General features: G+C 59.0%; 9 protein-coding genes. 7 read left to right on the top strand and 2 right to left on the bottom strand.

Going from position 1 to position 7,164, the window contains the following annotated elements:
* Window positions 1-90 precede the first annotated feature (90 nt).
* Window positions 91-1,290, bottom strand: a complete 1,200-nt coding sequence (locus tag P0N66_RS08980) for an FIST signal transduction protein (protein WP_275804508.1) — start codon at window positions 1,288-1,290, stop codon at window positions 91-93.
* Window positions 1,291-1,645: 355 nt separating this feature from the next.
* On the opposite strand from P0N66_RS08980, the gene thiS reads away from it, so the two are divergent.
* From thiS to P0N66_RS08945, 7 genes are all read left to right on the top strand, one after another.
* Window positions 1,646-1,858 carry a sulfur carrier protein ThiS gene (gene thiS / locus P0N66_RS08975; protein ID WP_275804506.1) on the top strand — a complete coding sequence of 71 codons (213 nt, stop codon included), beginning with the start codon at window positions 1,646-1,648 and terminating at the stop codon, window positions 1,856-1,858.
* Window positions 1,855-3,093 carry an O-acetylhomoserine aminocarboxypropyltransferase/cysteine synthase family protein gene (locus P0N66_RS08970; protein ID WP_275804504.1) on the top strand — a complete coding sequence of 413 codons (1,239 nt, stop codon included), beginning with the start codon at window positions 1,855-1,857 and terminating at the stop codon, window positions 3,091-3,093. The genes thiS and P0N66_RS08970 overlap by 4 nt, the downstream gene beginning before the upstream one ends.
* Window positions 3,094-3,098: 5 nt before the next feature.
* A complete protein-coding gene (locus P0N66_RS08965; protein WP_275804502.1) occupies window positions 3,099-3,902 on the top strand; it encodes a HesA/MoeB/ThiF family protein in 804 nt (267 codons plus the stop codon).
* A gap of 116 nt (window positions 3,903-4,018) precedes the next feature.
* The gene (locus tag P0N66_RS08960) at window positions 4,019-4,423 is read left to right on the top strand and encodes a M67 family metallopeptidase (protein WP_275804500.1); all 405 of its coding nucleotides are present in this window, start codon (window positions 4,019-4,021) and stop codon (window positions 4,421-4,423) included.
* 69 nt (window positions 4,424-4,492) lie between these two features.
* Entirely contained in the window at window positions 4,493-4,738 is a 246-nt protein-coding gene (locus P0N66_RS08955) for a sulfurtransferase TusA family protein (RefSeq protein ID WP_275804498.1), read from the top strand.
* Between the two features lie 26 nt (window positions 4,739-4,764).
* Window positions 4,765-5,871: an SO_0444 family Cu/Zn efflux transporter gene (locus P0N66_RS08950; RefSeq protein WP_275804496.1), complete on the top strand. Its 1,107-nt coding sequence runs from the start codon at window positions 4,765-4,767 to the stop codon at window positions 5,869-5,871.
* A gap of 264 nt (window positions 5,872-6,135) precedes the next feature.
* Entirely contained in the window at window positions 6,136-6,753 is a 618-nt protein-coding gene (locus P0N66_RS08945; protein ID WP_275804494.1) for a transglycosylase SLT domain-containing protein, read from the top strand.
* A gap of 109 nt (window positions 6,754-6,862) precedes the next feature.
* On the opposite strand, the gene P0N66_RS08940 is transcribed toward P0N66_RS08945, so the two are convergent.
* Window positions 6,863-7,129 (bottom strand): PxxKW family cysteine-rich protein, encoded by a 267-nt coding sequence (locus P0N66_RS08940; RefSeq protein WP_275804492.1) that lies wholly within the window; start codon window positions 7,127-7,129, stop codon window positions 6,863-6,865.
* Between the last annotated feature and the right edge of the window lie 35 nt (window positions 7,130-7,164).

Here is a 7,164-nt window from a genome sequence, read left to right as displayed (position 1 = left end):
TTTTTTTTGTAAGGAAGGCGGAAACCGCGTTTTCGCTTTCCGGGGAGCAAAAAGTCCATAGACGGACTTTTTGCAACTTCATCTTACTTGTTACTTGGGATGGCCGAAAACGATGGCGGAGATCATCAGGTTGGCATGACGGTTTTCGCCACCGGCAAAGCAGCCCTGTTCGCCGAAGGTGAAGGTGCCGAGAAATGGTTTGCCGCCCAGGGCTGCATTCAGGGATTCGGCCACTTCGTCAATACGGTCCCGGACCGTGAGCATACAGCCGGCGCAGTAGACGATCATGGCCCCGCAGGTTTCTTCCGGGGTCAGTCGGCCGGCCTGCAGGGCCGCCTGGGTCACCCGGCCGGCCCGCGAAATCAGGGTCTCCACCGTTCCTCGCATCAGAATAACTTCGTCACCGACTTTGATGTCGGCGAAAAGACTTAAGCCCTGGCCGGGGGTAACCCGGTCGGGATGGGCGAGGGTGAAATAGGGGACGCCCCCGATTTCACCGACCACCCGGCCCAGGGGGTAGAGGGTGGTGGCGGCCAGCACCGATTCCTGGTCGGCCAGGGCTGGGCTGATAACGCCGCCGGTCCATTCATTGTACACCAAGGCCGCCGGTTGGTGGTCAATCTCTTCGATTACTCGCCCGCCCCCCTTGGTGATCCGGCCTTTGGCCAGGGTAGGGCTGTAACCGTTGTGGAAGGCGAAAGCGACCGTGGTGGAAGGGTAAAAAACCGTGACCACCAGACCTTCCAGCAAGTGCTGCCGGTGGGTGATCAGCTCCCATTCCCCCCGGACCTGGTTGTCGGCGGCACTGCCGCCGATGATTGGTACTTCCGGGCCCAGTAGCGACTCAATACCGCTGATAACCTGGTCTTCGCAGCCGGGGGTTGAGGAGATTCTTACCAGGTCGGGCATTTCTCCGGGGCGCCGGGCGTTGCTGATCGCCCCCTGCACGATTTCGGCGGCACGCCGATGCGGGGTATCGCCCAGTTGGCCGCTGGCAACTCCGTAGGCCCCCTCAGGGTCAGTCAGTCCCATCAGCACCAGCCCGCGTCCTTCCCGAGAAATAACCCCATCCTCGGTCATGCCCCCCAGGCAGGAGCTGGCTCCATGAATTTGACAGCCAGGAAACTCGTCGGCCAGAGTCGTACGAAGTTCTTTGCCCCGATGGAGAACTGACCAATGGACGAAGATGATGTCCGGCGGCTGCCCCAGCCGGTGACGCAGCCGCTGGCAGGCTTCAAGAGCCGCGGCCCGGGTATCGACCAGGATACTGTGACTGGTGGCGATTTCCATAAAAGCTCCTCTGCGGAAAGGATAACATTTGATGACTTTGCAAGAAGCCATCATCGCGCCCATGGACGGATGACCTTCTTCGGATTCATCACATTTGGTTTGCGGCTTCGATTTGTCTGACCGTTGCTTCCCGGGCCCGCCTGCAGTTGCCACATTGTTCCGATGACAAGGGGGTGGGCGCCTTGATTTTACGGTTTATTTTTCTTGAAAAAGACGGGTGTACATGGCATATATTGGCGTTATTGTCGCCAGCTCGGTAAATCGGCTTTTAGTTAACACAATCATCTGCGAAAATCAAAGCAGCGTCAAGATTGTCCTAATACATTAAAATAATAGTAACGGTACGGGGTTAATTATGCAGATTACAGTCAACGGTGAGGCCAAAGATTTTGCGGAAGATCAGGTTAACGTTTCTTTGGTGCTGGCTCACCAGAAGGTTGAATCACCGGATATGGTGGCCGTTCAGGTTAATGGGGCCTTTGTCGACAAAGGTGAGTTTGACAGCCGGGTGCTTCAGGACGGCGACAGTGTGGAGTTTCTTTATTTTATGGGTGGCGGCGCCGTATGAGTGGTTTTGCCACCAAGGCAGTGCACGGTAACATCGGCAGTACGACCGGCCAGGCTCACCATGCCCTGCGTGGTCCGGTTTACGATACCGTCTCTTTTGGTTTTGCCTCCGCCGCCGAGATCGCCGACGCCTTTGCCGGCCGCAAACCCGCCCATTCCTACACCCGGATAAGCAACCCCACGGTGGCCGAACTGGAAGGCCGGGTGCAGGCGCTGGCCGGTGGCCGGGGGGTGGTGGCGCTCTCTTCCGGGATGGCGGCGATATCCACCACCATCATGGCCCTGGCCGGGGCCGGCACCAACATTGTCGCCGCCCGGTCGTTGTTTGGCAACACCGCTTCCCTCTTGGCCCATACCCTGGCACCTTGGGGTCTGGAAACCAGATTCGTCGATATGGATGACCTGGATCAGGTGGCGTCCGCCATTGATGCCGACACCCGCGCCGTTTTCTGTGAAAGTATCACCAACCCCCAGCTGGAGGTGGTCGACCTTGGCGCCTTGGCCGCCATTAGCCGAGAAAAGGGTGTGCCCCTGGTGGTGGACAATACCGCCACCACTTTTTACCTCTGCCGGGCCGGTGAACTGGGGGCGGATATCGAAGTGATCTCCTCCACCAAATACCTGTCCGGCGGGGGGACGGCCGTGGGTGGCCTGATCATCGATCACGGCAGTTTCGATTGGCAAAAATCGCCCCGGATGGCGGAGTTTGCCAAAGGTTTCGGCCCGTTTGCCCTGCTGGTCGCCCTGCGCCGGGAGATTTCCCGTAACATCGGGGCCTGTCTGGCGCCGCACAATGCCTGGCTGCAGACTCTGGGGCTGGAAACTCTGGCCCTGCGGCTGGAAAAAAGCTGTCAAAACGCCTTGGTGCTGGCGCGGTTCCTCAAGCAGTTGCCGGGGGTGGGGGCGGTTAATTATCCCGGCCTGCCGGACAGCCCCTACCATGACCTGGCCACCCGCCAGTTTGGCGGCCGTTATGGCGGGATTCTGACCTTTGAGCTGGCCGGTCGCGACGAATGTTTTGCCTGTCTGGACAGGTTACGTCTGGTCAGACGGGCCACCAATATCAATGACAATAAAACTTTAGCCATCCATCCCGCCTCCACCATTTTTACTGAATTTCCCGCTGACCAGCGGGCCGCCATGGGGGTGGGGGAGGGGATGATCAGGATTTCAACGGGAATCGAAGAGTATGAAGATCTGCAACGGGACCTGGAACAGGCCATAGGGAGCGCGTGATTTTTATGAATTATTCAGCGGAACAACTGGAGCGGTACAGCCGGCACATTATTTTGCAGGAAGTAGGGGTGGAAGGACAGGAAAAGATCGGCGCCGCCCGGGTGCTGATCGTCGGGGCCGGGGGCCTGGGCTCACCGGCGGCCCTTTATCTGGCGGCGGCCGGCGTGGGAACCATCGGCATCGTCGATGGCGATGTGGTGGATCTGTCCAATCTGCAGCGCCAGATTGCCCATTACACCAAAGATGTGGGCCGGGAAAAAGTGCTATCGGCGGAGGAGAAGATGGTGGCCATTAATCCCGACGTCAAGGTGCAGACGCACCGGATGCTGCTTAAGGCCGCCAATATCCGGGAGGTGATCCGGGATTATGATTTCGTGCTTGACGGCACCGACAACTTTCCCACCAAGTTTCTGGTCAATGATGCCTGTGTCATGGAAAATATTCCTTTTTCCCATGGCGGCATTCTGCGCTTTGACGGCCAGACCATGACCGTGCTGCCGGGCAGGTCATCCTGTTACCGCTGCACCTTCCGGCAGCCGCCGCCGCCCGATGCCGTGCCCACCTGTTCCCAGGCCGGGGTGCTGGGAGCGATCGCCGGGATGCTGGGCACCATACAGGCCGCCGAGACCCTGAAGTATTTCATTGGCACCGGCGAGTTGCTCACCGATACCCTGCTCAGTTTCAACGCTCTAAACATGACCTTCCGTCGGGTGCCCCTGCGGCGACAGGATAGCTGCCCCCTGTGCGGCAGCAAGCCCACCATTACTGAACTGGTGGACTATGAGCAGACCGCCTGTGTCATCAAATAAATAGGTTCAGCCGCCCGGCCGGTGATTGTAACCTGCAGCTCGGCTGAACGTTTTTTGGCCGTCAGGTTATATCCATTTTCAGAAAAGTTATTTTCATCTCAAGGTTTACTGACGTTATGACATTACAGGTTGAAGAGAAGGTGCTGGCGGCGATTTTGGAGCATGGGCGGCGGGAGATGCCCAATGAGGCCTGTGGTTATCTGGCCACCAAAAACGGAGTGGTGGGGCACCACTTTGAATTGACTAACCAGGACGCCGCCCCGGATCACTTCACCATGGATCCGGCGGAGCAGTTTGCCGCCATGCGCCGGATAAGGGAAGATGGTTTGGAGATGGCGGCGGTCTACCACACCCACCCGGAAACCCCGGCCCGGCCCTCGGAAGAGGATATTCGTCTGGCTCATGATCCCGCCATGGTGTATGTTATCGTCAGCCTGCTGGCCGAAGTGGAGCCCATCCGGGCTTTCCGGATCAATCGGGGCGAGGTGACCGAGGTGCCGATTCGGGTGCTGGCCGGCTGAAAGTTTTTTTTTATTACGTTACCGAGCCAGGGGATGGTTTGAAACTTTTTCCTAGGGAGAAGATGGACAATGAGCGCCGAGCACGAAATTGCCGCCAGCAAAAATCTGCGGGGAGTCAACTGCCCCATGAATCTGGTTTATACCAAGGTTGCCATGAGCGAGATTAACCCCGGGGAAGTGCTGGAGATCATTCTTGACGACGGCCCGCCCATCAACAATGTGCCGGGTTCGGTAAAAAAAGAAGGGCACGAGGTGCTGTCGCAGGCCAGGCTGGATGACGGCGCCTGGTCGGTGCTGGTCCGCAAGGGCGGTTGATTCCGGTTATTGCCGGAGAACACCGGATGGATTGGTTGCAGCTTTTTTTCAGCAACACTTTGGGGCTGGCCTTGGATGCCGCCCCTTGGTTGCTTTTGGGACTGGCGTTGGCCGGACTCATCAAGGCCTGGATTCCGGAGCAGTTGCTGGGCCGCTGGTTGGGTGGCAAGGGGTTGCCGGCGGTCATGCGGGCTTCCCTGGTTGGGGCGCCTCTGCCCCTGTGTTCCTGCGGGGCGATTCCGCTGGCTCTGGCCCTTCACCGGGGCGGCGCTTCCCGGGGAGCCAGCACTGCCTTTATGGTTGGTACTCCCGGCGTCGGGGTCGATTCCGTGGCCCTGACCTATGTGCTGCTCGGACCTGTGCTGGCAGTGATTCGCCCCCTGGCGGCGATTTTCAGTGCCGTGGTAACCGGGATGCTGGTGGGGCAGACCGACAAAGCTTCCGCCGCCGAGCCGCCGCAGGAAAACAAGCTTACAACTGCTGCTTCGCCTGCCGCGAACTCATGTTCAGGTTCCTGCTCCTGCCGTTTGCCAGACGCCCCTGCCGTCCATTCTGCCGAGGGGGGGCTGGCCGCCTTCCCGGCCGCTCCTTCCCGCAGGGCGGCTTTGGCGGCGGGACTGCGCTATTCTTTCACCGAAGTCCTGGATGATATATCCTGGTGGTTGTTGTTGGGCCTGTTGCTGGCCGGTCTGCTGTTGACCATGATCCCCCCCGGCGTCCTGGCCCAGTACGCGACGGGGTTGCCCGCCATGCTGCTGATGGCGGTGATCGGAATTCCCATGTACCTTTGCGCCCAGGCGGCTACCCCGGTGGCGGCCGCCTTGGTTATCTCCGGGGTTTCGCCGGGCACCGCCCTGGTTTTTCTGCTGGCTGGTCCCATTACCAGTATCGCCACTCTGACGGTTTTCCGTAACGAGTTCGGCACTGGCGCCATGGCCCTTTATGTGATGGGGGTGGCCGGGAGCGCGGTGCTCTGCGGTCTGCTGACCGATACGCTGATTGCCTTTCTGGTCTGGGATTTGCCAACCCAGATCGACACCTCCCGGGAGTTGTTGCCCGCCGGGGTCAAGTATCCTGCGCTGCTGCTCCTGCTGGTTATGGCCGTGCGCCCGGTACGCCGCCGTTTTTTCTGACCGGTTATCTGGTTTACGTTCAGGCGCACGGCGAATTCAGTGTTAACCTGGTTCACGCTTGGCTGCTCTTGTCTCCGGAGGTAGTTTTTGCTAAATTCCGCCATATCCTGGCCGGATCATCAATAAGGTTGACTGTCAACAATTTCGGCTTGGCGAAAAGTCGTAGCGCCGACTGGGCGTGCTCGGCAGCTCTTTGTTTGTGCGTTACCGACCAGCAAGTTTGGTTGGTTTTGCGAGGCCATTAAAATTCGCTTTGGGAAGTTTATGAGAACCATCAGCCGTACTTTGGCGCTTTTGTTTCTGCTGGCGGCCTCACTGCTAATGGGTGGTTGTACCACCCGAGCGCCGGCCAGCACTGATAATCTGTGTAATATTTTTGAAGACAATCGCAGCTGGCACCGGCAGGCCCGGCAGGCGGAAAAAAAATGGGGAATCCCGATTCCGGTGAAAATGGCCTTCATTCATCAGGAGTCAAGCTTCCGGGCGCGCGCCAAGCCGCCTCGCCGGCGGATTTTGGGGATTTTCCCCGGGTCGCGACCCTCCAGTGCCTATGGTTACGCCCAGGCGCTGGATGCCACCTGGGAGGAATACCGGCGGGATGCCGGCGGTCGGCTGGCCCGGCGCAACCGCTTCGGTGACGCCATCGATTTCGTCGGCTGGTACAACGCCAGAAGTGTGCGCAGTTGTAATATCAGGCCCAACGACGCCTATCGGCTTTATCTGGCCTATCATGAGGGGCATGGCGGTTATCGCCGGGGAACTTATCGAAATAAACCTGAGGTGCAGCGGGTGGCCCGTCGGGTTGCCGCGCGGGCCGAGCGTTACGATCGGCAATACAGCCAGTGCCGCAGCCGCCTGGAACGGCGCTGGATCTTTTTTTAATATGGACCAGCCGGCGGCAAACAAAATTCTGGCAACAAAAAACGCCGACTTCCACACGGAGGCCGGCGTTCTTTGTTGCGATCGAAAAACTGGCGATTAAAGCAGGGGCTTACTTCTTCTTTTTGGCCGCCGCCCGCTTGGAAGCTTTCAGCGGGTTGACCTTGACGGCAGCGGCCACGATTTCCGGCTTGGCATGGGTGGCGAAGTTGCACAGTCCCTGGCGCCATTTGGCCGCCGGTAAGGCATAGGTCCGGCAGAACTTGTCGGCCCCGGCTTCAACGATTCGGCCGCAGCCCTCGCATTGATCGACGATGGCCTGAAACTGGCCGCTGGTGTACTTGCTGGTGTCTTCCTGTTGGGGTGCTGCCTTAGCCATGAATAAACCTCCAAATGACCAAAAATAGGGGGTGA

The organism is Desulfurivibrio dismutans (assembly GCF_029210385.1).
Lineage (GTDB): Bacteria > Desulfobacterota > Desulfobulbia > Desulfobulbales > Desulfurivibrionaceae > Desulfurivibrio > Desulfurivibrio dismutans.
Note: the sequence above shows the minus strand (reverse complement) of the source record. Positions and strands in the feature narration are given on the sequence as shown.